The sequence below is a fragment of the Sphingorhabdus contaminans genome (assembly GCF_007280415.1).
GTDB lineage: Bacteria > Pseudomonadota > Alphaproteobacteria > Sphingomonadales > Sphingomonadaceae > Sphingorhabdus_B > Sphingorhabdus_B contaminans.
In genome coordinates this window covers 800,554-824,376 of sequence record NZ_VKKU01000001.1, presented here as the reverse complement: position 1 = coordinate 824,376, position 23,823 = coordinate 800,554, and the positions used below count along the sequence as shown (strand labels likewise).

Sequence of the window (23,823 nt, the reverse complement as noted above, 5' to 3'; positions counted from 1 at the left end):
ATTATTCCGCCGCCTCCAACATATTGTCCCCATGCTTCTCCGCGATCCGGCGCTCCATCTCTGGACGGAAATGCTTGATGAGGCCCTGGATCGGCCAGGCTGCGGCATCGCCGAGCGCGCAGATTGTGTGGCCTTCAACCTGTTTGGTAACCTCGAACAGCATGTCGATCTCGGACGCGGCGGCATCACCGGTGCGCATGCGCTCCATCACGCGCCACATCCAGCCCGTGCCTTCACGGCAAGGCGTACACTGGCCGCAGCTTTCATGCTTGTAAAAATAGGACAAGCGCGAAATGGCGCGGACGATGTCGGTGGACTTGTCCATCACGATCACCGCTGCGGTGCCCAGGCCGGAGCCCACTTCCTTGCAGCCGTCGAAGTCCATGGGAACGTCCATCATCATGGCCGCCGGGACCAGCGGGACCGACGAACCGCCGGGAATGACGGCAAGCAGATTGTCCCACCCGCCACGCACACCGCCGCAATGCTTTTCGATCAGCTCGCGGAACGGAATGCTCATCGATTCCTCGACAACGCAGGGTTTTTCGACATGACCGGAGATCTGGAACAACTTTGTGCCATGGTTGTTTTCCCGGCCGAAGCTTTTGAACCATGCGGCACCACGCCGCAGGATCGTCGGAACAACGGCGATACTTTCGACATTGTTGACGGTCGTCGGGCAGCCATAAAGGCCAGCGCCCGCCGGGAATGGCGGTTTCAGGCGCGGCTGTCCCTTTTTGCCTTCCAGGCTTTCGATCATCGCGGTTTCTTCGCCGCAAATATAGGCCCCTGCACCGCGATGGACGAAGACGTCGAAATCATAGCCCGATTTCGCGGCATTCTTGCCAAGAAGACCGGCGGCATAAGCTTCGGCAACAGCTTTTTCGAGGACCTTGGCCTCAAAGATATACTCGCCGCGGATATAGATATAAGCGGCCCGGGCGCGCATGGCGAAACCGGCGATCAGCGCACCTTCGATCAGCTTGTGCGGATCATGGCGGATAATCTCGCGGTCCTTGCACGAACCGGGTTCGGATTCGTCGGCATTGATGACAAGGAAGTTGGGCCGTTCGGGCGTCGGATTTTTGGGCATGAAGCTCCACTTCATCCCAGTCGGGAACCCTGCCCCGCCGCGCCCGCGCAGGCCGGAAGCTTTCACTTCCTCGATAATAGCATCCTGCCCGACTTTCATCAGGGCCGCTGTCTTGTCCCAATCCCCACGCTTCTGCGCGGCTTTCAGGCCGAAATCCTGATAGCCATAAAGGTTGGTAAAAATACGGTCTTTATCCTGGAGCATCAACCCAATCCTCCCAGCATGAACCAGGCACCGCCTGCGATAATCATTCCGATTACCGCGAGCTTAATAATGCCGGTCAGCAATTTCCAAGCGACAAATGCGGCGACCAGAACGCCGGCCAAGGGGAGCCATTCCATTACCACTCACCCCGATAATCATGGTTCTTGTCGACCATGGCCTTCAATGTTGTCGGCCCACCATAAGGCTCCACCGTGTGCCGCCCGGGTAATTGCGTGCCGATCTTGGGCTGCTTTCCGTCGGCCAGATCGCCGAGGATTGCGGTCATGCTGTCATAGTCCAGATCTTCATAATTATCGTCGTTGATCTGGACCATCGGTGCAGAGGAACAATTGCCCATGCACTCGACTTCGGTCAGCGTGAACAAACCGTCCGGCGTGGTCGCACCTTTGAAAAGGCCACGGTTTTTGCATGCCGCCATGATATCGTCCGAACCGCGCAGCATGCATGGCGTCGTTCCGCACACCTGCACATGATAGCGGCCGACGGGCGCGAGGTTGTACATGGTGTAAAAGGTCGCAACCTCATAGGCGCGCATATAGGGCATGCCGAGATATTGGGCGACATATTCGATGACCGGGACCGGCAGCCAGCCCTGCGTCTTCGTTTCTTCCCCGACCTGCCGCTGAGCAAGGTCGAGCAGCGCCATCACCGCCGATTGCTGACGTCCGGCTGGGTAGCGGCCGATATAGATATCAGCCTTTTTCTTATATTCCGGCGAAAAGGCAAAATTGCCCCACTTTGCGCGGGTTTCTGCTTCGTCAGGGATATGTGCTGCGTCAGCCATGTCGTTCCTTACGTCCCCAAATTCGTCCGGCATAAGCGCCAAAGGCCATTGCCGCCCCGGTCGAACCGAGTTCTTTCACATTTACGTGGCTGTGAAACAGCCAGAGATAGGTCGCCACCAAGGCAAATGACCCGAAAAGGGCCGCCGCCAGGAATAGGGCTTCCCTCAAAATCACCGGTCACACTCCCCGAACACAATGTCGAGTGCGCCCAGAATGGCGGTCGTGTCGGCAAGCATGTGGCCGCGCGACATGAAGTCCATGGCCTGCAGATGGGAGAAGGCTGTCGGACGGATTTTGCAGCGATAGGGTTTGTTGGTGCCATCCGACACCAGATAAACGCCAAACTCGCCCTTAGGGCTTTCGGTCGCGACATAGACGCTGCCCGCGGGCACCTTGAAGCCTTCGGTGTAGAGTTTGAAATGGTGGATCAGCGCTTCCATACTCTGCTTCATTTCGGCGCGTTTGGGCGGAACCACTTTACGGTCGTCGCTGCACACAGGGCCTTCAGGCATCTGGCTGAGGCATTGCTTCATGATGCGGATCGACTGGCGCACCTCTTCAACACGGACCATGAACCGGTCGTAGCAATCGCCGCGCGTGCCGACAGGAATGTCGAAGTCCATCTTGGCATAGACGTCATAAGGCTGGCTTTTGCGGATATCCCACGGGATGCCCGCTGCACGGATCATCGGACCGGAAAAGCCCCATTTGATCGAGTCTTCTCTGGAAACAATCGCGATATCGACATTGCGCTGTTTGAAGATGCGGTTGTCGACGACAAGCTTCATCGCGTCTTCGAACAAGCGCGGCAGACGGTCGTCGAGCCATTCGCCGATATCGGTCAGCAGCTTCAACGGTACATCCTGATGCACGCCGCCGGGGCGGAACCAGGCGGTGTGCATACGTGCACCGCTGGCCCGTTCAAAAAAGCCCATGCAATCTTCGCGCGCTTCATACAGCCACAGGCCGGGGGTCATCGCACCTACGTCGAGCGCATGGTGCGCGATGTTGAGCAAATGGTTCGAAATGCGGGTCATTTCCGCGAACAACACGCGAAGATATTGCGCCCGCAATGGAACATCGAGGTTCAGAAGCTTTTCGATCGCCAGCACATAGCTATGCTCCATCGCCAGCGGTGAAGCATAATCGAGACGGTCGAAATAAGGCAGCGCCTGCAAATAGGTTTTATACTCGATCAGCTTTTCCGTGCCGCGGTGCAGCAGGCCGATATGCGGATCGAGCCGCTCCACGATTTCACCGTCCAGTTCCATGACCAGACGCAAAACGCCGTGCGCCGCCGGATGCTGCGGACCAAAGTTGATCGTGTAATTTTCGATGACCTCATCACCGGTGGTGGGGGCCAGGTCCTGCTGAAGGTTCATTCTTTCACCGCCTTCGGTTTCCGCACCGTGCGCTTTTTGGCTTCCGCATTGGCCGCCGCACCCGCGCCGGTCTGCGACGGTTTTTCCGTCGTCTTGGGATCATTTACCCGCGGCGGCGTGCCACGGGGCGGTTCGTTGGACTTGATCACCTTCTCATCGCCGGGCAGCACATAATCGGCACCTTCCCATGGCGACAGGAAATCGAAGCTGCGGAAATCCTGTGCCAGTTGCACCGGCTCATATTTCACGCGCTTTTCCTCTTCGGAATAACGAAGCTCGACATAACCGGTCAGCGGGAAATCCTTGCGCTGCGGATGGCCGGTAAAGCCATAGTCCGTTAGGATACGCCGCAAATCGTCGTTGCCCGAGAACAGGACGCCATACATGTCGAACACTTCGCGTTCCAACCAGCCTGCGACAGGCCAGATACCGGTCACCGATGGTACAGCAACGTCCTCATTGGTTGTCACATGTACGCGGATACGATGGTTCTTGGTCAGGCTGAGCAGGAAATACACAACTTCAAAACGCGGGTCGCGGTCGGGCCAATCGACACCGGCGATTTCCATGAGCTGCTGATATTCGCACTCATCACGCAACCGCGTCAAAACACTGACGAGCGCATCCCGCTTCACATGCAGCGCGAGTTCGCCATTGGCTTCATCGACGCCAAGCAAGTCCTTGCCCAGCAGCTTTTTGATTGCGGCAACCGTGCCCTTGGGCTTTTCAATATGGGGGGCTGGATGTGTCACCGTTCCAACGTCCCTGTCCGACGGATTTTCCGTTGCAATTGCATGATGCCATAAAGCAGCGCCTCGGCGGTCGGCGGGCAGCCCGGGACATAAATGTCGACAGGAACAATCCGGTCGCAACCGCGCACGACGCTATAGCTGTAATGATAATAGCCACCACCATTGGCGCAGCTTCCCATGGAGATGACATATTTGGGTTCGGACATCTGGTCGTACACCTTGCGCAGCGCGGGTGCCATTTTGTTGCACAATGTCCCGGCGACGATCATCACGTCCGACTGGCGCGGGGATGCGCGCGGGGCGATGCCGAAACGTTCAAAGTCGTAACGCGGCATATAGCCGTGGATCATCTCGACCGCGCAGCAGGCAAGACCAAAGGTCATCGGCCACAACGAACCCGTACGTGCCCAGTTGAACAGATCCTCGGTCGAGGTGACGACAAAACCCTTGTCGCTCACTTCGCTTTCAATATCCTTAAAGAAACCGGAATCGGGAACGGACGCGTCCGCCGGTGTCTGTGTGATTACTCCCATTCGAGGGCTCCCACTTTCCACGCATAAATAAAGCCAATGACCAGTTCGAAAAGGAACAGCATCATGGTGCCCCAACCTACCCAGCCTGTTTCACCCAGGCTTACTGCCCATGGAAACAGAAATGCTGCTTCGAGATCGAAGATGATGAACAGGATGGCGACAAGGTAAAAGCGTACGTCAAACTGGCTGCGCGAATCTTCGAATGCGGGAAATCCGCATTCATATTCCGCCAGCTTTGCCTCGGTCGGCTGGTGCGCCCCGGTCAGGCGCGACACCCCCATGGGTAAAAACACAAAGGCCGACGACAGGGCAAGCGCCACAAACAGGAATAGTAAGATCGGCAGATACTGCGATAAATCAGTCATAACAGACTCGCTTTGGCCCCGTAAACGTGCCGCGCTTTTAGGCAGAAGTATCCCCGCCTGCAAGGCCTGCAACCCGCTTTTAAAGCCATTTTAGGTGTTTATTTCAAAGCACCTACAAGCAGTTTGTGAAGCTTGCTGTGCAAAATGTCATTTGCGGCCAGAACCTGTGTGTCCGCAATATGCGGGCTACGTCCGCGATAGTCGGTAACAAAGCCTCCCGCTTCGCGCACCAGCAGGCAACCCGCAGCCGTATCCCACGCCGAAAGTCCGCTTTCCCAGAAGCCGTCATAACGGCCGGCGGCGAGCCAGGCGAGATCCAGACTGGCGGCACCAAAGCGGCGGATCCCCGCAACTTGCGGTCCGACTGCGGCGTAAATCTTGCCCCACTCGTCAAAATCGCCATGGCCCTTATAGGGCGTGCCGGTGGCAATCAGGGCTTCGTTCAATTGCCGGCGTGCCGAAACGCGCAGACGACGGTGGCCAAGCCAGGCGCCCTTGCCTCGCTCTGCCCAAAAGCTTTCATCGGTAATCGGGTTGTAAACCAGCCCTGCAAAAATATCGCCCCATCCCGAACGATCGGGTTTGGGATCCTGCACCGCAATCGAAATCGCGAAATGCGGAATGCCGTGCAAAAAGTTGCTCGTCCCGTCGAGCGGATCGACGATGAAACGCGGTTTACCTTCAGCGCCCGCAATCTCGCCGCCTTCTTCCAGAAGGAAGCCCCAATCGGGACGGGCCGCTTCAAGCTCGCGGAAGATAGTATCTTCGGCGCGCTCATCAGCCTTTGAAACAAAGTCGGCCGGTCCCTTTTGCGAGACCTGCAGATGCTCAATCTCACCGAAATCGCGACGGAGCTTGCCACCCGCCTTACGGGCCGCCTTCTCCATGATGGTTAAAAGACCGGTCAGTGCTGGCATTAATCGGCCTTCCGGACATATTCCCGTTCGTAAACGTCAACGACGATCCGCGTGCCCGAGCTGATAAAGGGAGGCACCATGACGCGCACACCATTGTCGAGAATGGCAGGTTTATAGCTGGACGAAGCAGTCTGGCCTTTGACCACGGCATCGGCCTCAACCACAGTGGCTTCAATCTGGTCGGGCAAGGCTACCGAAAGCGCCTCGTCTTCATACATCTCCATAACGACGTCCATGCCGTCCTGTAAAAAGGCAGCGGCATCGCCCAGCAAATCAACCGGCAGGGTCACCTGGTCATAGGTTTCCTTGTCCATGAAAACGAGATTCTCGCCTTCGGCATAGAGGAACTGGAAATCCTTCTGGTCAAGACGAACACGCTCCACGCTTTCCGCCGAACGGAAACGGACATTGTTCTTGCGACCATCACGCAGGTTTTTGAGTTCGACCTGCATATAGGCACCGCCCTTGCCTGGTTGGGTATGCGCGGTCTTTACCGTGCGCCACAGACCGTTTTCATATTCAAGGATGTTACCCGGCTTGATTTCAACCGCGTTGATTTTCATGGAACGAACTCGCTAACAAATGGAAAGAGCAGACACGCGCTGCGTGCCGTTGGTCGCGGCCTTTAACGGGCGCGACCGAATTAGGCAAGCAGGGCGTTAAACGCTTTTACCGCTTCAGCCGGACCCTGGGGATGATTCCACACAGCGCCGGACACGGCGAGGAAATCCGCGCCCGCATCAATCAGGGGCTTTGCATTATCGGGGGTGATGCCGCCAATCGCGACACAGGGGATTTCGGTCACCAGCACCCATTTTTCCACGGTATCCAGTTCGGCAATATGCTCGACCTCTTTTGTACTGGTGGAAAAAAAAGCGCCAAAGGCAACATAGTCTGCACCCGCCTCGGCCGCTTCCATCGCCAGATGACGGCTGTTGTGACAGGTGACGCCAATCTGCGCGTCACGGCCAAGTTGTGCCCGGGCATCGCGCACATCGCCATCGCCCTGCCCCAAATGCACACCATCGGCCTTCAGTCTTTTTGCAAGGGATATGCTGTCGTTGACGATGAAGGCGACATCATGCCGCGCACATATTTCCTGCAAGGGGACAGCCAGAGACGCCGCCTCGTGCTGATCCATGCCTTTCACGCGGAACTGGAACGCCGCGACGGGTCCAGCGGACAAGGCCTGTTCGAGTTTTTCGGGAAAAGCCCCACCTACGTCGAGCGGGGAGATGAGATAAAGCTGGCATCCAATATCGGTCATGCCGCGCCTTTAGCGGGGGTTTAGGCTGGCGGCAAATGTCTTGCGCATCGCCGCCAGCCCCTCTCCAACCTCAGGTTGCCGAAGCAGCGGCAATTTCGTCAATGGCACTGCCCAGCGACGCGTCAAATTCGGCATCGGTCATCTGGTGCCGCAGGTCCTCCAGCAAGGCGCGGGAGAAGCTTGCGATCATGCCCTTGTTCTTTGCAAGTTCTACACAAGCCTCGGGACGGGCAAATCCACCCGAAAGGGCGACCACCCGCAATACCCGGGGGTGCTGCACCAGCGGATCGAAAAGTCCGGCTTCCGCCGGGATCGACAGTTTCAACATAACCTTGTGGTCACCCGAAACGGTATCCAGCGCCTTCAGGATTTCGTCGCGAAGGATTGCATCGCTCTGGGCGCGGTCGGCGCTTTTGATGTTCACCTCGGGTTCGATGATTGGCATCAGGCCATGCGCCAAAATCTGTTCGGCAACTTCAAACTGCTGCTTGACGATCGCGGCGATACCCGATGGCGACGCGCTGTTGATCACCGAACGTTTCTTGGTTCCGAACACGCCCTTTTCCCTTGCGCGGGTCAGCAGCGCATCAAGATCGGGCATCGGCTTCATCATCTGCACGCCGTCGGCTTCATCCTCCAGTCCCTTGTCGACTTTCAGGAACGGCACAACGCCGCGTTCCCACAATGCCGTCGGTACAGGCTTGCCGTCTGCAGTGCCGTCCATGGTCCGTTCAAACAAAATCGCCCCGATGACCTTGCCGTTCGAAAAGCTTGGCGATGTGATGATGCGGGTACGCATATCGTGGATAAGGCCAAACATTTCCTCGTCATTGCTGTAGGCGTCTTCCATAATGCCATAGCCGCGAAGTGCCTTGGGGGTGGAGCCACCGCTCTGGTCAAGTGCGGCAATGAAGCCCGCGCCTGTCGCGATCTTTTCGAGCATTTTGGGATCGTGCATATTCAATTCCTAATCTATCCATTTTGCATACGTATGCAAAAGCACATTAAAAAAAACGGGGCAATGCGCCCCGTGGGGTTAATCCGTTTGAAGCGCATCGACGCCTGGCAAGGGCTTGCCTTCCATCCATTCGAGAAACGCGCCACCGGCGGTCGAGATGAAGGAGAAGTCGTCGGTTACACCCGCATGGGCCAGTGCCGCCACGGTGTCACCGCCGCCAGCGACCGATACAAGAGAACCCTCTTTGGTCAGCGCAGCCGCCGTCCGTGCCAATGCCACAGTCGCGGCATCGAACGGTTCGATCTCGAACGCGCCCAACGGGCCGTTCCAGACGAGCGTACGGCAGGTTTTCAATACATCGCCCAACGCTTCAACAGCCGCAGGGCCGACATCCAGGATCATCTCGTCTTTTGCAACTTCGTGCACGTTGACCGTCCGGATTGGCGGATTACTGCGGAATTCGACTGACGTCACGACGTCATATGGCAGATGGACCGTGCAACCGGACGCATCGGCGGTCTCCAATATGGCATTGGCCGTGTCCGCAAGGTCATGTTCGCAGAGCGACTTGCCCACATCGATCCCGCGCGCCGCCAAAAAGGTATTGGCCATGCCGCCCCCGATGATCAGATGGTCCACCTGTTTCACCAGATTGTTGAGAACATCGAGTTTCGTAGAAACCTTCGCGCCACCGACAACCGCAGCGACAGGGTGCTGCGGATTACCCAGCGCCGCTTCCAGTGCCTTAAGCTCGGCCTCCATCGAACGACCGGCATAGGCGGGAAGCAGATGGGCAAGACCTTCTGTCGACATATGCGCACGGTGCGCGGCTGAAAAGGCGTCGTTGACGTAGAAATCTCCATTGGCCGCAACGGCCTTGGCAAGTTCGGGATCATTTTTCTCTTCGCCCGGCCAGAAGCGGGTATTTTCAAGCAGGGCGATATCGCCGTCTGCCAATATCCCCACCGACTGGGTTACCACATCGCCCGCAATTTCCGGAACGAACATGATCTCGCGACCGACAACTTCTTGCAGCGCATCAAGCACCATGGATACCGACATTTCGCTATGCTTGGCGCCCTTTGGACGGCCATAATGCGCCAGCAACAACACCTTTGCGCCCTTGTCGCTCAGTTCCAAAACTGTCGGTAAAAGGGCGCGCAGGCGCATATCGTCGGTCACACGCCCGTCGGCCATGGGGACATTCAAATCCACGCGCACCAAAGCGCGCTTCCCCTTAATATCACCCAGATCGTCGAGAGTGCGAAATGCCATGTTTTTCAGCCCTTAGATCAGCTTGCCGATGACGCCGGCGGTGTCGACCATGCGGTTGGAGAAACCCCATTCATTGTCGTACCAGCTGAGAACGCGGACCAGTTTACCGTCGATAACCGCGGTTTCCAAGCTGTCGATGGTCGAGCTGGCCGGGCAGTGGTTATAGTCGATCGATACCAATGGTTCGTCGGAATAGGCCAAAACGCCCTTCAAAGCGCCTTCCGAAGCCGCCTTGAGCAGATCATTGACCTCTTCCTTTGTCGTGTCACGCTTGGGCGTGAAGGTCAGGTCAACAATGCTGACATTGGGAGTCGGCACGCGGATTGCCGAACCGTCCAGCTTGCCCTTCAACTCGGGCAAAACCTCGCCCACAGCGCGCGCGGCACCGGTGGTCGTCGGGATCATCGACATAGCGGCTGCACGTGCGCGGCGCATATCGTCATGGATCTGGTCCAGAATTTTCTGGTCATTGGTGTAGCTGTGGATGGTGGTCATCAGGCCACGCTCGATGCCGATTGCATCGTGCAGAACCTTGGCCAACGGTGCAAGGCAGTTGGTGGTGCAGCTTGCGTTGGATACGATCACATCGGCTGCGGTCAGCACGTCATGGTTGACGCCATACACCACCGTCTTGTCGACATTTTTGCCCGGTGCCGAAATCAGCACGCGCTTGGCGCCGGCGGCCAGATGCTTTTCAGCGCTTGCGCGATCGGTGAAGAAACCGGTGCATTCCAGCGCGATATCCACCCCATTGGCGGCATGCGGCAGGTTCGCAGGGTCACGCTCGGCCGTCACATGGATACGCTTGCCATTGACGATGATGTCGTTGCCATCCGCCTCGACAGAACCGGGGAACGCGCCATGTACGCTGTCGCGCTTGAACAGCAGCGCGTTGGCCTTTGCCGGTGCCAGATCGTTGATCGCGACCAGTTCCAGATCATGATCGTCACGCTCCAAAATGGCGCGGGCGACGAGACGGCCGATGCGGCCAAATCCGTTAATAGCTACTTTGACAGTCATATATGCTCCTATCAGCCTAATTTGGCGATGATTTGAGGGGTGATTTTGTCGGCAGAGAAACCAAAATATTCCATAAGAACCTTGCCCGGGGCCGATGCGCCGAAGCGGTCCAGACCAATGTGAAGGCCATTGGCGCCGGTCACATCGCTCCATCCAAAGGTAGTGCCGGCCTCAATCGAGACACGCAATGTGCCGTCGTCGGGCAGCAATTCGTCCCGGTAGGCGGCGTCCTGCGCAAGAAAACGGGTCATGCTGGGCATGGAGATGACATCCGCGCCGATACCCTTTGCTTCCAGCTGCGCCGCAACCTCGGTTGCGAGGGCAACTTCCGATCCTGTGGCGATGAGGACAACTTTCCGCGCGTTTGCCGCAGATTGAATGCGGTACGCGCCTTTGGCGGACAGATTGCTGTCCACCGAAGTACGCACCATCGCCAGATCCTGACGGGACAATGCGAGTACCGATGGCCCTTCCTTGCGTTCCAGCGCCAGTTGCCAGCATTCGGCAACCTCAATCGCATCGCACGGGCGGAAAAGCTCCAGATTCGGGATCATCCGCAGGCTCTGAAGCTGCTCGATCGGCTGGTGCGTTGGGCCGTCTTCGCCCTGCCCGATACTGTCATGGGTCAACACGTAGACCACACGCAAACCCTGCAGTGCCGAAAGGCGGATTGCGGGACGGGCATAGTCCGAAAAGATCAGGAAGGTGCCACCAAAGGGCACAACGCCCCCGTGCAACGCCATGCCATTCATGGCCGCGGCCATTCCAAACTCGCGGATGCCGTAATAAATGTAACGACCCGAATAATCGTCTTTATTCAGGGGTTTGGTGAACGATGTTTTGGTATTGTTTGAACCGGTCAGGTCGGCCGATCCGCCCAGCAATTCCGGAAACGCCTCTGTCAATGGACCCAAAGCCATTTCGGATGACTTGCGGGTTGCCGCCTTTGGCAAGTCGGTAGCCAGTTGCGCCTTATAGGCCGACATCGCCGCTGTCGCATCGATATCGCCCGCCATACGACGTAAAAATTCTGTTTTATGTAAACTATTTGCAAGCCGTTCCTGCCAAGCGGTCTTTGCAGATGCACCCTTGCCGCCCAGTGCGCGCCAGGCATCGAGAATATCTCCGGGGACTTCAAAAGGTGCGCTATCCCAGCCAAGTTGCTGGCGCGTGGCGGCGATTTCCTCGTCACCCAGCGGCGAACCGTGCACTTTTGAACTGCCCTGCTTGTTGGGGGCTCCATAGCCGATAATGGTGTGGCAAGCGATCAACGAAGGCCGCGGGTCCGCGACGGCTTCGGCCATGGCCCGCCTGATATCGTCGAAATCATGCCCGTCACATTTGACCACATGCCATCCTGTGGCGGCATAGCGGGCCGCGATATCTTCACTTGATGACAAATCTACCGCGCCATCGATCGTAATGCGGTTGTCGTCCCAAAGTACGTTTAAACGACCAAGGCCAAGATGCCCGGCAAGGCCGATGGCTTCGTGATTAATGCCTTCCATCAGGCATCCGTCACCGGCAATGACCCAGGTCTTATGGTCGACCAGTTCGTCCCCGAAGACAGCGTTCAAATGGCGCTCGGCAATCGCCATGCCGACGGCCATCGCCAGGCCTTGGCCAAGGGGACCCGTCGTTGCCTCCACACCTTCCAGCTCGAAATTTTCGGGATGGCCGGCGCAAGGGCTGTGTAACTGGCGGAAATTGCGGATATTATCCATTGTGGGCCGCGCATAACCTGTCAGGTGCAGCGTGGCATAAGCCAGCATCGAACCATGTCCGGCAGACAGGACAAAGCGGTCACGGTCATGCCATTTGGGATCACTGGGATCAAATTTCAGAAAATCGGTATAAAGAACTGTCGCAACATCTGCCATGCCCATCGGCATTCCGGGATGCCCGCTGTTGGCGGCCTGAATAGCATCCATAGCCAGTGCGCGAATTGCATTGGCCATCTGCCGTTGGTTGACAGTCATCTATCTCATTCCCCTTTAACGACCTGATTGCCTCCAAAAAATCGACGGATATTGAAGCAGGCCGTGCTGTTCCGAGTCGCTCGTGGGCACCCTTTGCGGAGCGAAGGTGCAGGCGTCAAGCCATTGGCGGCTGATTTGCACTCGCATAAGCAGGTTGTCTCAATTGGAAGCGCATTTGCCAAATAGTTTTAATTTGCTAAATTGCAGTAGGTAACGGGAGTAACATATGCCCCAGCAACAACTAATTTTGACCATAGGCCGGATTGAGCGGGCTCTTTCGCGGCTGGAACGGATTCCGTCCGGCGGTCCGTCCGCGGCACCCGATTCCGACTTGCTGGAACGGCATGAGAAGCTGAAAGCAGAGACACGCGCCGCAATTGGCGCGATCGAAGATATTCTTGCAGGGCGCACGAGCTGATGGCCGACGTACGTTTGATGGTCGCTGGCCGCGAATATATCGTAACCTGTAAAGATGGCGAAGAACCGCGCCTGCAGACATTGGGTAATATGGTCGATGAAATGGCGCGCGAGGCGGGCGGCGCTTCGGGCGGCCTGAACGAAAGCCGGCTGCTTTTATTTTCCGCCTTGCTGCTCGCCGATAAGCTGCAGGACAGCAGGGCCGCGGGATCTGGCGGCGCATCACATGCCGACGCCAATGACAGCAACAGCTATGAACAGGCGCTTGCCACGCTGGATAAACTTGCCGACCGGCTTGAGGCGCTTGCGGATAGGCTTGAGGTATAGGTGCACAGCGCCTATATGGGTCGTGGCGGGACTGCACGGCACGAACTGATGAGAACATCCCTGAGGCGATTCATTATCTAAGGGAGCTGTCCCTGTCCGGGCCCTGGTCCGGACTAAACGGCGCCCACCTGACGTTTTGGCGTCAGAGGATATTCCGGGAAACGACCCATTGTGGTTCCGCTAACCCCTTTGAAGGGACAATGATGCTGTGGACATGGTAGACGGCAAAAAGACACAGCGCGCACATTTCCGGAAATTGAGGGACGATTATGTCGGGCAGCTGACCGATAATGACCGTGACCTGTCCTTTTCCCGTATCCCCGGCCTTTTGAATGCACATTTAAAGCCGAATGTGATTCTGGCGGGCTATGTCGCCCTGGGCTCGGAAGCCGATCCGTCACGTTTGCTCGTGCAGGCGCATGAACAGGGATGCATCATCGCCCTGCCCCATATTGTTTCCAAAGCCGCGCCTATGCGCTTTTTACGCTGGGCGCCGGGCGATCCGCTGATCGAAGGACCTTTTGGCCTGATGCAACCGGTTGCCGAGGCGGAATCGCTTCGGCCGGATGTCTTGCTGGTCCCCTTGGTGGCGTTTGACGACCATCTGATGCGGCTGGGACAGGGTGCCGGCCATTATGACCGCGCGCTGAGCCTGCTCGAAAACAGCTTTGCCGTCGGCCTGGCATGGTCCATACAACATGCACCGGCCCTGCCTCACGATCCGTGGGACATGCCGCTGAACGCCGTTTTGACCGAAAAATCCTGGATAAGCGCATGACCAAGCCCGCAAACCCGCCATCGTGGCGCAAACCTGTCGGAATGTTCGCCATATTGGCAATCATACTGATCTGGGCCGTGCTTGTCGTCAGCGCGTCGGAATATATCGGCCAATTGCACATATTGGCGCAGGCGATCATCTATCTGATTGCGGGAATTGTGTGGATTGCGCCGCTAAGGCCGCTGCTCATCTGGATCGAGACAGGGTCGTTCAGCGCACCTCCCGAGGTTTAACAAACAAGGGAAGTGGCGCGAGTGACGGGGCTCGAACCCGCGACCTCCGGCGTGACAGGCCGGCGCTCTAACCAACTGAGCTACACCCGCTAACTTGCGGTGGAGGCGCACTAGAAGCGGGGACAGATTCTGTCAACGCCCTTTGTAGCTATTCTGAAAATTGCTGCCGATTGAAACAAAAATGGCTTTGATCGCGGGCCAGATGTCAAAATTTTGACACCCTATTTCCGGTCAAAACACCCCTGCCCGCAACGTCCTGAAACCTGAGATTACCGCCCCTTTGCAAGGGTATTTGACGTCACGACGTCCTGTGCTATAACTATAGTTATAGTTTTTTACGATTTTACAAATTGTTACCGTTTGCAGCAAGCGTTTATCTATGTTTTTCAATATATTAAGGTGGTTAACCGAGGGACTCGCAATTAACGGTTTCTTGACGTTATTGCGGCATAAGGTGCGCGATGAAGACCAGAAAACTCCTTCGGCATCGCCTTGATACGGGACGTCACAGCATCGCAACCGCGCTGCTGACGTCATGCATCCTCGCCGCCACTTTGTCGGCCAACCCTGCCCATGCGGCAGGTACGTTGGCTGGAACCGACATCCAGAATATTGCTTCGGCAACATTCGATACAGCAGGTGGACCTGTCACGATCCAGTCGAACACGGTCGTGATCAAGGTCGACGAACTGCTTGACGTCACGGTTGCCTCGACCGACCCCGGCGACGTCACCACGTCACCTGGTGCAACCGGAAATGTGCAGACATTCCGGATCACCAATACCGGCAATGGCGATGAAGCATTTGGCCTGACCGCCAATGTTGCAAATGGCGGCGATGACTTTGACCCCACATTGCAGCAGATCGTTATCGATACGAACAATAACGGTGTCTTCGATGCAGGTGTGGACACGGTCTATACCTCTGGCGTCAACGATCCCGTCATCGCTCCGGACCAGAGCGTGACGGTATTCGTGATCACGACGACCCCTGCGGGCGTTGTTGACACCAACCGCGCCAATGTCAGCCTGAATGCCGTTGCACGCACCGGTACCGGCACCCCCGGCACCAGCTTTGCAGGTGCAGGTCAGGGCGGCGGCAATGCCGTTGTAGGTTCGACCACCGCACAAGCCACGGCCAACGGTTTCCTCGCAGTGCGCGCCACCTCGGTTGTATTGCTGAAATCCGCAACGATCCTGGATCCCTTTGGTGGCAACCGTCCTGTTCCAGGCGCTGTTGTCACCTACAGCCTGGTCGCAACGGTATCGGGCACGGGTACCATGAACAATCTGGTCATCACCGACCCCATTCCGGTCGGATCGCAATACCAGACCGGCACGATCACGTTGGAGGCGGCAGCATTGACTGACGCCGCCGACGCCGACGCAGGCGCCTTTACCGGCACAAGCATTACGGTCGCGGCGGGCAATGTCCCGGCGGGCCAGACACGCACAGTCACCTTCAGGGTTCTGATTCCATGATGAAATCTCTCAAAACCAACTTCACTGCATTGCTCGCGCTTACCGGCGCGAGTTCTGCATTTGCGGCAACGCCCCTTCAACTGACGAGCGACGTTTATGTCGAACGCCAGACCGAGCGTGCGGACGGGACCAAGAAAGTAACGCTGGAAAAGCCGACCCTCGTCACACCGGGCGATAGTCTGGTGTTTGTCGTAAAGTATAAAAATGTCGGTACCGAGACCGCGAGCAATTTTGTGGTCACCAACCCCCTGCCCGCTGCCGTCAAATTTGATGGCACGTCGGACGGACTGGAAATTGTTTCGGTCGACGGCGGCAAGAACTGGGGAATTCTCGGCAATCTGCGCGTGGCGAAGGCGGACGGAACGACCCGTCCCGCGCTGCGCAGCGATGTCACCCACTTGAAGTGGAATCTGAATCAACCGCTGACCGTTGGGGCGGAAGGCAAATTGATATTTCGGGGAGTCGTCAAGTGACACCCGAAACCGTTTCGACCGCGGCGGAGTGGGCGCGGTCCATAAATTGCAACAGGAGTAAAAGCCATGACCAGTAAGCTTAAACTGCTCGTCACATCATCTGGCGTATCTTTGGCAATGCTGTGCGCTGCACCCGCATTTGCTGGTGGTACGGCATCAAATACCTTGATTACCAATACAGTAAACGTCAATTTCCAAGTCGGCGGCGTGTCGCAATCGCAGCAGACCGCTTTCGACGAGTTTCGAGTAGACCGTAAAGTCCTATTCACGCTCGAAGAAAAGGCGCCGACTGGAACGACAACGGTGAGTCCTGGACAAACCGCTAGAAATACAACCTTTATTTTGACCAATAACTCAAACGCCGTGTTTGATTTTGTTGTTACACCATCGCAGTTGGCTGGCGGCACTGCAGCTCATGGTGGGACGGATGCATTCGATGTGACCAACTTATTAGTATGCCGCGACAACAACACCGACAACGTCTGTGATAGCGCCGCAACGGGAACGCTAACTATCGACGATCTCGGGGTGGACCAATCGACGACGATTTTGGTTGTTGGTGACATACCGTTGACCGCTACGAACGGTCAAGTCGCTGGCATATCATTGTCCGCAGAAGTACGTGAATCCGTTGGCACAACATTAATAACTCCGGCAACCGACGCGACGGTAAACGCTGCGTTGACGATGGAAACCATCTTCGCCGACACCGCAAAAACTGGAAACGGCGGCACTTCGATTGCTCGTGATGGTATCGACGTCGCAACGGACGATTACACTGTTTCTGCTGCCGTCCTCAGCGTCTTCAAATCTAGCGTGGTCGTCGACGACGGCGTCAGCTCCAGCAATTTTAAGTCGGTTCCCGGAGCAGAGGTCGAATACTGTATCTCTGTGGCGAACGCGGTTGGCGGTGCACAGGCGACCAACATCAATATTTCGGACGTCGTCCCGGCCACTATGGCGTTTAAGACCGGTTCGCTGCGCGTAAACGGTACGGTGACAAACCCTGGTATCAACCAAACCTGTTCTGGGGGAACCGGTGTGTCCGATGCCGTAGACACAGATGCGGGCAGCTTTGATTCAGTATCCAAGACAGTGGCAGGCACGTTGAATAACCTCAGTGGAGGCAGCTCCAGCGCGCTTATTTTCCGCGCCATCATCAACTAAGAGAAAGAGGAGGGCGGCGTGCGGCTTTTGTCGGCGTCGCCCTTTTCCCCAATGCGACCATTAACCAACTTCATTATGCAAGCCGCCGGTGTGCTGGCGACAGGATTTGCTCTTCCTGTCGCCAGCCTACCCGCGTCCGCGCAAACGACGCCGCAAATCATCACCAACACCGCCACTGTCGAGTGGGATGCAGGTGCACAGCGGCTGTCACGGACATCAAATACGGTGCAATTTGCGGTTGAACCCGCACCTGTGCCAACAACATCGCTCACTTTGTTGCGATTTTCCAATGCGCCCGACGCATCAAGCGCAAATCTGCCCACAACGATCTGTACGGGCAGCAACGGGCCATCGCCCGTCCGTTTTGAAGGCGTTTATGCAGGTTTGAGCACGTCACCGGCCAGCCTGGTGCCCGCAACGGCGATCCGCGCCGGCGAACCACTGGTCATACAGATGGAGTCAGCGGCAAAAAATCTGAATGCTGCGGCCATCGACAGCTTTGAAGTGGTCGTAGTGACGCCTGCGGGCGATCGGGAGCGCATTACGCTCACCGAATCGGCTGCAAATAGCGGCCGTTTCCTCGGTTTCATCAATACACGCGCAATCCCGCCGGTTCCCGTGCAGGGCGATTGCGTCCTTTCGGTGAATCCGGGTGATACCGTCAACGTCGAATTCGACGATACGACGACCGGCAATCGCTTGGGCGATGCCGAGGTGGAAATTCTGGTCGATCCCTTTGGATTGACATTCGACAGTGGCGATGGCGCGCCTGTCGATGGCACGACAGTGACAATTGTCGATGCAGCCACAGGTGCACCTGCATCTGTTTTCGGGGACGATGGCGTCTCCTCCTTCCCCAACACAATCGTGACGGGAAGCACCGTAACCGACGGTAGCGGCAGAATTTATCCTTTTACAACAGGATTTTACCGCTTCCCATTCTTGCGACAAGGAACCTACAGGCTCATTGTCACGCCTCCGGGACCCTATACGTTCCCGTCGCAGGCCACGCCGCCCGAACTGGCGACGCTGACACGGCCCGACGGGGGGCAATTTGTCATTGCACCGGGCTCCTATGGGGGGACAATCACCTTGTCCGACCCCGCGCCTGTGCGCATTGACATCCCGCTGGATCGACCCGGCGGCGTGTTGTCCCTTCGAAAGACGACTTCCACGGTAAATGCGACGCCTGGCGACGTGGTGCAATATCGTGTCGAGGTCCGCAACACCGACCGAATCCGGAACACAGGGCCGGTGACGATCACCGACCAATTGCCGAACGCAATGCGTTTGCGCCAAAATAGCGTGCGATATCAGGGTGTTGCGATAACGCCAACTATTGCGCCGGACGGCAGCAGTTTCTCGGTCGCACTCCCGCCTTTGACCGGTGGCGGATCGGGTCTGCTGACCTATCTTGCCGAGGTGCGGCAGGATGCACGGCCCGGAAATGCCATCAACCTTGCCATCGCGCGCGACAATCGCGGCGCAGCCAGCGAACAGGCCGACGCCGCCGTGCGGATCATTCGCGACGGCATCAGCGAACGCTTCACACTGGTTGGCCGCGTGACCGAAGGCGGATGCACCATAGACCCCCGCAAAGCCAAGGGGATAGCGGGCGTTCGCGTGATGCTGCAGGACGGAACCTATACCGTCACCGACATCGATGGGCGTTACCATTTCGAAGGGCTGATCCCCGGGATTCATGTCGTTCAAGTCGACCCAACAAGCTTCCCGCCAAACCAGGCGCCGGTCGATTGCGCGCAGAATACGCGCAGCGCAGGCAGCGCCATCTCCCGCTTTGTCGAAGGACGCGGCGGCGCCCTGAAACGCGCTGATTTCCGCGCTGTCGAGACCGCGCCGCGTACGGATAGCCGCATCAATGCCATACCGCTGCCGCCGGTGCTGAGCGATCCCGAAGCTGCGGGCGCAGACCGCGACTGGGTGGCCGGACAGGAGCCCGGTACCGGTTTCCTGTATCCCGCAACCGACCAGAATCCTCGCGTCAAATCGATCCGCGTTGCTGTCAAATACCGCCCGGGCCAGACCGTCGAGCTGTACACAAATGGCAAAAAGGTTGACGCGCTGAACTATGATGGAACGAAGAAAAGCACCGATGGCCAGGTTCAGGTTGCCATCTGGCGCGGCGTTGGCATCGAGGACGGCACCACGAAACTGACCGCGAAAATCAAGGATGCGTCCGGCACGGTTGTCGAAACGCTTGAGCGTGACGTCTATTTTGCCCACGCACCGATGCGCGCGCAGTTCCTGAAAGACCAGTCGATCTTGCTCGCCGATGGGGTGACACGTCCCCGCATCGCCGTGCGCCTGACCGACCGTTTGGGCAAACCGATCCAGCATGGCGCTGTCGGCGATTTCAGCGTCACTGAGCCTTATCGCCCTGCCGTAGAAGTCGATGCCGAACAGGCACGCCAATTGTCCGGCCTGGAGCGCGCCGCGCCCGTATGGCGCGTGCATGGCGACAACGGTATCGCCTATATCGAACTCGAACCCACAACCGCATCGGGGTCGCTGGCCATCAGCTTCAACTTTGTCGATGGCGAAGTGCGCCGCGAACAGCGCGTCGAAACCTGGCTCGATCCGGGTGATCGCCCCTGGACCGTCGTGGGCTTTGCCGCCGGCACCATCGGCTTCAACAAGCTTGAAGAAGGTCTTGAAGAACAGGTGGGTGACGAAGATCCCATCAATGTCGACGGCCGTATCGCGCTTTATGCGAAGGGCCGCGTCACGGGCAAATGGTTGATGACCATGGCCTATGATACCGACAAGAAAGAGGATCAGACCCGCTTTGCCGGTGTGATCGATCCGCGTCGTTACTACACAATCTATGCCGACCGCACCGACCAGCGTTACGATGCCGCGTCGGTCCGCCGCCTGTATCTGAAGCTGGAGCGGCCACAATTCTACGCGTTGTTTGGCGATTACCAGACCGGCATCGACGAGCCCGAGCTTGCACGGTACCAGCGCGCCTTCAATGGCGTGAAGGCCGAATATCGCAACGATGCCATTCAGGCGACCGCCTTTGGTTCCGATACGCCCACACGCTATCGCCGTGACGAAATACAGGGCAATGGTCTGTCGGGCCCCTATGCACTCGGCGCCCGTGATATCGTTGCGAACAGCGAGCGGATCACGCTGGAAACACGCGACCGCCTGCGTTCCGACCGCATCATCGACCGCAAATCTTTGTTCCGGCATATCGACTATGACATTGACTATCTGGCCGGCACGCTGCGCTTCCGCGAGCCTATCCTCTCGCGCGGCAGCGGACTGGATCCCCAGTTCATCATCGCCGAATATGAGGTCGACGGCATTGGCAAGCGTGTCGCCAACGCTGGTGGACGCGTCCGCTGGAAGAGCGCCGATGAAAAGCTGCAGATCGCGGCAACGGGCATCCACGACGAAAGCGATACCGCCAAGACCGACCTGCTTGGCGCGGATCTGATCTACCGCCCTGCGACCGGCACCGAAATCCGCGCCGAATTTGCAGGCTCTTCCGGTGAAGCCAAGACCGCAGAAGCCACATCGGGCGGCGCGACCGCATGGCTGATCGAAGCCGAGCATCATGACGAGAAGTTCGATGTTCTTGCCTATGTCCGCGAACAGCAGGCAGGTTTTGGCGTGGGCCAGATCAACCGCTCGGAAATTGGCACCCGCAAATTCGGTGTCGACGGCCGCTTGCGCCTAACCGAGAAGCTCTCCGCCTCGCTCCTTGCTTATCAGGAAGAATTTTTCGGGGACGACGCCCGCCGCCGTGCCGCCATTGGCGAACTGGAATATCGCGACGGCGACACAACGCTACGCGCCGGTTTGACGCATGCCAATGACAAGCTGGCCGATGGTACAACCAATGTGTCGACCCTGGTCAAACTTGGCGCGTCGCAGCGTTTGCTGGATGGCAAGCTGGAGCTTTCCGGCCAGACCGAATTCGCCCTGAGCGATCAGGACGAAAGCGTCGACTTCCCTGCCCGCCATAGCGTGTCCGCACGCTACGCCGCGCGTTCCGACGTCGCACTTGTCGCCGGTTATGAAATTGCCAAGGGCGAAAATATCAATGCCCGCACCGCACGGCTTGGATTTGACGTTGCCCCCTGGGCGGGTGGCCGCATCCTCGCCAGCGCGAACCAGCAGCAGATTACCGAATTCGGTCCCCGCACCTTCGCGGCCTATGGCCTCGCCCAATCGTTCCGGATCAGCGAGAAATGGTCTGCGGACGTGACGCTGGACGGTAACAAGACCCTGGGCGGTTTCAGCCGTGCCGATGTGGTCAATCCGCTGCAGCCTGTTGCATCGGGCGGCTTCCTGGGCAGCGACAGCAGCCTGACGGAAGATTTCACCGCCATTACCGCCGGGGCAACCTATCGCGGCGATCGCTGGAGCTGGACGGGCCGGGCCGAATATCGCGATGGCGAAACCACAAACCGTTATGGCTTCACGACGGCTGTCCTCCGCCAGATCGGCGAAGGCCGCGCTGTCGGCGGTGCTTTCAGCTGGTTCCGCGCCAATGAAAAGGCCGGTGCCTCGACCACCACGGCCCAGGCCGAAATCAGCTGGGCACACCGTCCCGCCGAAAGCCAGTGGTCGATCCTGAATAAAACCGAGTTCCGTTATGACGCCGTGCGCGATGCCGTGGCCGGTGAAGCCGGACCCATTGGCGGCGCACCGCTCAACATCGATGGCGATGCCAAATCGCGCCGGGTCATCAACAGCCTGTCGATCAACTACACGCCCATCGACGAACGTGACGGCAGCTTTATCGAGCGCGGTGAATATGCCTTCTTCTGGGGTACGCGCTATGCCACCGACCGTTTCGGACTGGATGATGTCAAAGGTTGGAGCAATGTTTTTGGCGCCGACCTGAAATTCGACCTGAGCGACGTTGCCGATATCGGTGCCGCCGGTACTGTCCGCATCGGCACTAATGGCAAGAATATCGCCTATTCAGGTGGTCCGGTCCTGACCGTCACACCCTTCAAGAACGCCAATATTTCGCTCGGCTACAATGTCGTCGGCTTCGAAGACCGCGATTTTGAAGAAAGCCGCTACACACGCAGCGGACCTTTCGTCACCTTCAAGCTGAAGTTCGACCAGACCAGCCTTGCCGGTCTCAAATTCTAATCGGCGAACAGCAGAACCGGCGTTTCGATTAGTTTTTTGAGCGCCTGCACATAGCTTGCCGCATCCCAGCCATCGACGACCCGGTGATCGCAACTGATCGACAGGTTCATAAGCTTGCGTACCTCGATGCTGTCGCCGACGAACATCGGCCGCTCGACAATCTTGTTGGGCCCGATGATGGCCACTTCCGGACGGTTGATGACGGGCGTTGTCGCAATGCCACCAAGCGGGCCGAGGGACGTGATCGTCAAGGTGGAACCGGAAAGCTCCTCGCTTTTTGCAGTACCATTGCGCGCTGCGTCCGCCAAACGACTGATTTCACTCGCTAATTGCCAGATATTCTTGTCCTGCGCATCACGGATAACCGGAACCATCAGACCGGCCTGCGTTTGCGTTGCCATGCCCAGATGCACCGATCCGTGCCGCGTAACAACGCCGGCCTCATCATCGAAACGGGCATTAAGCATCGGAAATTGCGGAATTGTTTTGCAAATAGCCACGATCAGCATCGGCAAAAGTGTCAGCTTCGGCTTCGTCCCGCGGTTATCATTCAGGTCCGCACGCATGGCCTCGATGGCGGTTACGTCGATTTCTTCGACATAGGTAAAGTGCGGGATATGGCGCTTGGATGCGGCCATATTGTCGGCAATCCGGCGGCGCATGCCGATTACCTTGATCACCTCGTCATCACGCTTTGCCGAACTATGTGCAGGACGATAGCCCTGCCCCGATCCGTAGTTCAGATAGGCGTCGAGATCGGCGTGGCGAACATGCCCGCCTGCCGCCTTGACGTCAGTCAAATCAACCCCGAGATCCTTCGCGCGCGCGCGGACCGCAGGTGATGCAGTTACCACAGGGCGATGCTCGGAAACTGAGGTTTCTTGAGGCTTTTCCACGACAGGAGGAGCAGAAACGGCCTCTGGTTCGGGTGCCTGCGGGACTTCATCTTCGACCGTTGCAACCGCGGCCGGTTCTTCTGCTTTTGCGTCTGCTGCCGGACTGACGTCACTGACGTCAGTCACCGTTTCGATTTCCACAAGCATGGAGCCAATGGCGATGACATCGCCCGCCTCGCCCGCAAGCCGTGTCACAACACCTGCGACCGGGCTTTCCATTTCAACGGTAGCCTTGTCGGTCATCATATCGGCAAGCGGCTGGTCTTCGGAAATCTGATCACCCACCTTGACGTGCCAGGCCACGATCTCCGCCTCGGCAATGCCTTCGCCAATGTCGGGCAGGTTGAATGTGAATTTGGCCATC

The 23,823-nt window shown here is 57.7% G+C and carries 24 protein-coding genes, 1 tRNA gene and 1 other RNA gene; 9 read left to right on the top strand and 17 right to left on the bottom strand.

The features are described from left to right. Nucleotide 1: 1 nt before the first annotated feature. The 15 genes from nuoF to tkt form a co-directional block, all read right to left on the bottom strand. Nucleotides 2-1,297 (bottom strand): NADH-quinone oxidoreductase subunit NuoF, encoded by a 1,296-nt coding sequence (gene nuoF, locus FOM92_RS04115; protein ID WP_143775495.1) that lies wholly within the window; start codon nucleotides 1,295-1,297, stop codon nucleotides 2-4. Further along, nucleotides 1,297-1,434, bottom strand: coding sequence for a hypothetical protein (locus tag FOM92_RS15920; RefSeq protein WP_170226784.1), 138 nt, complete (start codon nucleotides 1,432-1,434; stop codon nucleotides 1,297-1,299). The genes nuoF and FOM92_RS15920 overlap by 1 nt, the downstream gene beginning before the upstream one ends. After that, the gene (locus tag FOM92_RS04110) at nucleotides 1,434-2,102 is read right to left on the bottom strand and encodes a complex I 24 kDa subunit family protein (RefSeq protein WP_143775494.1); all 669 of its coding nucleotides are present in this window, start codon (nucleotides 2,100-2,102) and stop codon (nucleotides 1,434-1,436) included. Before FOM92_RS04110 ends, FOM92_RS15920 begins: the two co-directional genes overlap by 1 nt. Further along, complete coding sequence (locus FOM92_RS04105; protein ID WP_143775493.1) at nucleotides 2,095-2,277, bottom strand: hypothetical protein; 183 nt, start codon at nucleotides 2,275-2,277, stop codon at nucleotides 2,095-2,097. The genes FOM92_RS04110 and FOM92_RS04105 overlap by 8 nt, the downstream gene beginning before the upstream one ends. Beyond that, complete coding sequence (locus FOM92_RS04100) at nucleotides 2,274-3,485, bottom strand: NADH-quinone oxidoreductase subunit D (protein ID WP_143775492.1); 1,212 nt, start codon at nucleotides 3,483-3,485, stop codon at nucleotides 2,274-2,276. The genes FOM92_RS04105 and FOM92_RS04100 overlap by 4 nt, the downstream gene beginning before the upstream one ends. Next, nucleotides 3,482-4,237, bottom strand: a complete 756-nt coding sequence (locus FOM92_RS04095) for an NADH-quinone oxidoreductase subunit C (RefSeq protein WP_143775491.1) — start codon at nucleotides 4,235-4,237, stop codon at nucleotides 3,482-3,484. The genes FOM92_RS04100 and FOM92_RS04095 overlap by 4 nt, the downstream gene beginning before the upstream one ends. Further along, on the bottom strand, nucleotides 4,234-4,770 hold the full coding sequence (locus FOM92_RS04090; RefSeq protein WP_143775490.1) for a NuoB/complex I 20 kDa subunit family protein: 537 nt from the start codon (nucleotides 4,768-4,770) through the stop codon (nucleotides 4,234-4,236). Before FOM92_RS04090 ends, FOM92_RS04095 begins: the two co-directional genes overlap by 4 nt. Continuing rightward, nucleotides 4,761-5,135: an NADH-quinone oxidoreductase subunit A gene (gene ndhC / locus FOM92_RS04085; RefSeq protein WP_143775489.1), complete on the bottom strand. Its 375-nt coding sequence runs from the start codon at nucleotides 5,133-5,135 to the stop codon at nucleotides 4,761-4,763. The genes FOM92_RS04090 and ndhC overlap by 10 nt, the downstream gene beginning before the upstream one ends. A 98-nt stretch (nucleotides 5,136-5,233) precedes the next feature. Then, nucleotides 5,234-6,052 (bottom strand): inositol monophosphatase family protein, encoded by an 819-nt coding sequence (locus tag FOM92_RS04080; protein WP_143775488.1) that lies wholly within the window; start codon nucleotides 6,050-6,052, stop codon nucleotides 5,234-5,236. Continuing rightward, nucleotides 6,052-6,615, bottom strand: a complete 564-nt coding sequence (efp, locus tag FOM92_RS04075; protein ID WP_143775487.1) for an elongation factor P — start codon at nucleotides 6,613-6,615, stop codon at nucleotides 6,052-6,054. The genes FOM92_RS04080 and efp overlap by 1 nt, the downstream gene beginning before the upstream one ends. A gap of 80 nt (nucleotides 6,616-6,695) precedes the next feature. Next, complete coding sequence (thiE, locus tag FOM92_RS04070; RefSeq protein WP_143775486.1) at nucleotides 6,696-7,319, bottom strand: thiamine phosphate synthase; 624 nt, start codon at nucleotides 7,317-7,319, stop codon at nucleotides 6,696-6,698. Between the two features lie 70 nt (nucleotides 7,320-7,389). Next, the gene (locus tag FOM92_RS04065; protein WP_143775485.1) at nucleotides 7,390-8,277 is read right to left on the bottom strand and encodes a fructose bisphosphate aldolase; all 888 of its coding nucleotides are present in this window, start codon (nucleotides 8,275-8,277) and stop codon (nucleotides 7,390-7,392) included. A gap of 78 nt (nucleotides 8,278-8,355) precedes the next feature. Beyond that, on the bottom strand, nucleotides 8,356-9,552 hold the full coding sequence (locus tag FOM92_RS04060) for a phosphoglycerate kinase (protein ID WP_143775484.1): 1,197 nt from the start codon (nucleotides 9,550-9,552) through the stop codon (nucleotides 8,356-8,358). A gap of 12 nt (nucleotides 9,553-9,564) precedes the next feature. Further along, nucleotides 9,565-10,572 (bottom strand): type I glyceraldehyde-3-phosphate dehydrogenase, encoded by a 1,008-nt coding sequence (gene gap, locus FOM92_RS04055; RefSeq protein ID WP_143775483.1) that lies wholly within the window; start codon nucleotides 10,570-10,572, stop codon nucleotides 9,565-9,567. Nucleotides 10,573-10,583: 11 nt separating this feature from the next. Then, nucleotides 10,584-12,551 carry a transketolase gene (tkt, locus tag FOM92_RS04050; RefSeq protein ID WP_143775482.1) on the bottom strand — a complete coding sequence of 656 codons (1,968 nt, stop codon included), beginning with the start codon at nucleotides 12,549-12,551 and terminating at the stop codon, nucleotides 10,584-10,586. Between the two features lie 226 nt (nucleotides 12,552-12,777). Between tkt and FOM92_RS04045 the strand changes: the two genes are divergently transcribed. From FOM92_RS04045 to FOM92_RS04030, 5 genes are all read left to right on the top strand, one after another. After that, nucleotides 12,778-12,969 (top strand): hypothetical protein, encoded by a 192-nt coding sequence (locus tag FOM92_RS04045; protein WP_143775481.1) that lies wholly within the window; start codon nucleotides 12,778-12,780, stop codon nucleotides 12,967-12,969. Then, nucleotides 12,969-13,295 (top strand): cell division protein ZapA, encoded by a 327-nt coding sequence (locus FOM92_RS04040; RefSeq protein ID WP_143775480.1) that lies wholly within the window; start codon nucleotides 12,969-12,971, stop codon nucleotides 13,293-13,295. Before FOM92_RS04045 ends, FOM92_RS04040 begins: the two co-directional genes overlap by 1 nt. Before the next feature lie 25 nt (nucleotides 13,296-13,320). Then, a non-coding RNA gene (gene ssrS, locus FOM92_RS16230) (6S RNA) lies at nucleotides 13,321-13,477 on the top strand. Nucleotides 13,478-13,509: 32 nt separating this feature from the next. Continuing rightward, on the top strand, nucleotides 13,510-14,073 hold the full coding sequence (locus FOM92_RS04035) for a 5-formyltetrahydrofolate cyclo-ligase (RefSeq protein WP_143775479.1): 564 nt from the start codon (nucleotides 13,510-13,512) through the stop codon (nucleotides 14,071-14,073). After that, the gene (locus FOM92_RS04030; protein ID WP_143775478.1) at nucleotides 14,070-14,306 is read left to right on the top strand and encodes a DUF2842 domain-containing protein; all 237 of its coding nucleotides are present in this window, start codon (nucleotides 14,070-14,072) and stop codon (nucleotides 14,304-14,306) included. Before FOM92_RS04035 ends, FOM92_RS04030 begins: the two co-directional genes overlap by 4 nt. Before the next feature lie 13 nt (nucleotides 14,307-14,319). On the opposite strand, the gene FOM92_RS04025 is transcribed toward FOM92_RS04030, so the two are convergent. Further along, nucleotides 14,320-14,396 (bottom strand) — tRNA-Asp (locus FOM92_RS04025). Nucleotides 14,397-14,767: 371 nt separating this feature from the next. Here FOM92_RS04025 and FOM92_RS04020 point away from each other — a divergent pair. The 4 genes from FOM92_RS04020 to FOM92_RS04005 all read left to right on the top strand — a co-directional run bounded on the left by FOM92_RS04020 (nucleotide 14,768) and on the right by FOM92_RS04005 (nucleotide 22,563). Continuing rightward, nucleotides 14,768-15,787 (top strand): hypothetical protein, encoded by a 1,020-nt coding sequence (locus FOM92_RS04020; protein ID WP_246087141.1) that lies wholly within the window; start codon nucleotides 14,768-14,770, stop codon nucleotides 15,785-15,787. Next, entirely contained in the window at nucleotides 15,784-16,260 is a 477-nt protein-coding gene (locus FOM92_RS04015; protein ID WP_143775477.1) for a DUF11 domain-containing protein, read from the top strand. Before FOM92_RS04020 ends, FOM92_RS04015 begins: the two co-directional genes overlap by 4 nt. Nucleotides 16,261-16,326: 66 nt before the next feature. After that, nucleotides 16,327-17,427 carry a hypothetical protein gene (locus FOM92_RS04010; RefSeq protein WP_143775476.1) on the top strand — a complete coding sequence of 367 codons (1,101 nt, stop codon included), beginning with the start codon at nucleotides 16,327-16,329 and terminating at the stop codon, nucleotides 17,425-17,427. Nucleotides 17,428-17,445: 18 nt separating this feature from the next. Beyond that, complete coding sequence (locus tag FOM92_RS04005; RefSeq protein ID WP_246087140.1) at nucleotides 17,446-22,563, top strand: hypothetical protein; 5,118 nt, start codon at nucleotides 17,446-17,448, stop codon at nucleotides 22,561-22,563. Here the strand turns inward: FOM92_RS04005 and FOM92_RS04000 are convergent. Further along, entirely contained in the window at nucleotides 22,560-23,822 is a 1,263-nt protein-coding gene (locus tag FOM92_RS04000) for a dihydrolipoamide acetyltransferase family protein (protein WP_143775475.1), read from the bottom strand. The genes FOM92_RS04005 and FOM92_RS04000 overlap by 4 nt on opposite strands. Between the last annotated feature and the right edge of the window lies 1 nt (nucleotide 23,823).